The sequence below is a fragment of the Campylobacter sp. 2018MI01 genome, from assembly GCF_018501205.1.
In the GTDB taxonomy this organism is placed as follows: Bacteria; Campylobacterota; Campylobacteria; order Campylobacterales; family Campylobacteraceae; genus Campylobacter_E.
Window position 1 is genome coordinate 1 of sequence record NZ_JAHCZE010000103.1, and the last position, 2,346, is coordinate 2,346.

Here is a 2,346-nt window from a genome sequence, read left to right on the forward strand (position 1 = left end):
TAATGAGTGAAGCTGTAAAAATTAGTGAAGCAACTGTAAATGATTATATAAGCACAAGTAAAGATATGAGCGAGATATTAAGTGGAGTAAATAATATGAATACTATCACTAATGAAAACGCAAGAAGCGTAGAAGAAATAGCAGGAGCAGCAAATCATCTAAGTGAGATGACAGAACAACTAAACAAAAAGCTAAATGAATTTAGAACTTGATTCATTAGCTTAAAAATAAACTTATTATTAGGAATTAGTATGCTAGTTTCTAATAATATTTTAAAATATGCAAATAATTTAAACTCACTACTAGTTTTTCCAGCTTATTATTTATTAATTGATTGTATTTGTTTTGTATTAAAAAACTTTAACAAAATATATTGTAACAATTATGATATTTAGATAAAAATAACAATAATTTCTATTTTTACATAATATACTAAAAAGTATTAAACTAAATAATATTAATTTAATTAAATATTAATAATTTTTAACTTAAAATATGAAAGAAATAGCATTGAGCTATATAATATTTTAAAAAAAGGAAGTAAAATGAAAAAAACAATTTTATTATCAAGTGTTGCACTGATGTTCTGTGCTTGTGGAAAATATGGTGGGGTTTATAATATTCCTGAAATACCACAACCTACTAATAATCAAAGTTTTTCGGAATATTTAAATAATTATGAGTATCCAAATCCTTGCTTTGGACATGGTCCTCACTCATATTGCACTAAAAAACCTATAAGAACTATTTATTCTAAAGGCAATGAAGTATTATTACAATATGACAACCTTATTCTTAATGACCAATCGCTAAATTTATATCATCATGCTTACAGATATTGTCAAGGAATTGGTGGTAAAAGTGTAATTAAAAAAGAAGTTTTTAGCTCTATGTTAAGACATAATCCGGCATTATTTAATGATGATAAGCCACAAGTTGATGAGTTTGTAAAAATAAAGGATAATTATTCGCCTTATGAGATTTCTGATGGATATTTTGAATGCAAAGCAGGGGATAAATCATTTGAAATTACAAATAAATTTGGAGAATATTCTTTTATAGATGATAGTGATAGATTTATTGGCGAGTATAGAAAAGAAATTACTGCCTTATTTGTAATTAAATTCCACACTCCACAAAACGCTCCTTATGTAAATGGAGATGATTATTATCTTTACGGAGATGAAAGAGATAATAAAGTAGCTTGGGTAAAAAGAGATGCAGGTATTGACAGAAAAACAAATGATAAGAGATTTTATTATAGAATTTTACCACTATACCATATTTGCAAAGCTAGATATAATGGGACTCCTTATATTGTAGGAGATACTACTGAAAATAAAGTAATGCTTTTAGGAGATTATTTATTAGAAAGTGTTAAATATGGCAAAGGTATAAGCGAGTTCGGGGATTATACTATATCGTGTGTTTCTAATACTAAGCCATTTACTTTTAAAAAGACATTTAATGGGGAATTAGAAAGATATGTAAATGATCCTAAAAATTCATATTCAACTTATAACAATATGCCTTCTGCTTATTATGAAGTAGTTAGTAAATCTGAAGATTTAAGTCAATATGAAAAAATTCCGTTTGAACAAAGAGGCTATATAAATAAATTAATATACAAAGCATATCCTGAAAACTATGCACAAACAAGCAGTGTTTATCATGATATATCTGCTTATATATTAAGAACTCCTAATCATTCTAATGGATATATTGGTATTGTTATGTATGATAAGGTTAATAAGACTGATGATGCTTTACATACTTACAAAATAGAAGATAATCAAAAGCGTTATATAGGATTTGTTGGTGCAAAAGATATAGAAAAGGCTAAAGAAGTAGTTGAAAAAAATTCAGATACCATACTTAAAAACTGCTCTTTAAAATTAGAAGATTTTAAAATAGGTGCATACACATTAAATTGCAAAAATAATGTTATTTTTGTAAGAAAAGGGGATAAAATCCATTTTATAAATAAAATAAAAAATAATTGATATAAACATTTTATAAAAAGCTCTAAATTCTTTTAGATTTAGAGCTTAGATAAACATATTGAACATAAAGCTAAACAATGTATCATTATAAAAAATTATAAAGAACTTATTTTTGGTCTTTAGGGAGTTTAATTGCTATTAACATAGCTACTAGAAATATACATCCTACAATTAAATTAGTTAGTATTTCCATTTTTCTCTCCTTTTTCTAATTTATCAAATTCTTTAAATTGCTCTTTTGCAATCTGTGTAGTTTTAGATACTACATATAAGCTTATAGGCACAACTAATATAACACCCCATAATGATATTATATTCTGTGTAAAATACATAACTACTGGTG

1 protein-coding gene and 1 pseudogene are annotated in these 2,346 nt (G+C 25.6%); both read left to right on the forward strand.

Features of this window, described 5'->3' with window-relative positions; all coding sequences use genetic code 11:
- Positions 1–212, forward strand: a pseudogene (locus KJQ97_RS09120) (methyl-accepting chemotaxis protein); the annotation flags it as partial.
- A gap of 333 nt (positions 213–545) precedes the next feature.
- Complete coding sequence (locus KJQ97_RS09125) at positions 546–2,003, forward strand: hypothetical protein (protein ID WP_214120650.1); 1,458 nt, start codon at positions 546–548, stop codon at positions 2,001–2,003.
- The last annotated feature ends 343 nt before the right edge of the window (positions 2,004–2,346 follow it).

What these genes read in the sequence shown, in the direction of transcription:
- KJQ97_RS09125 (WP_214120650.1), top strand. Translation starts at nt 546, where the DNA reads ATGAAAAAAACAATTTTATTATCAAGTGTTGCACTGATGTTCTGTGCT.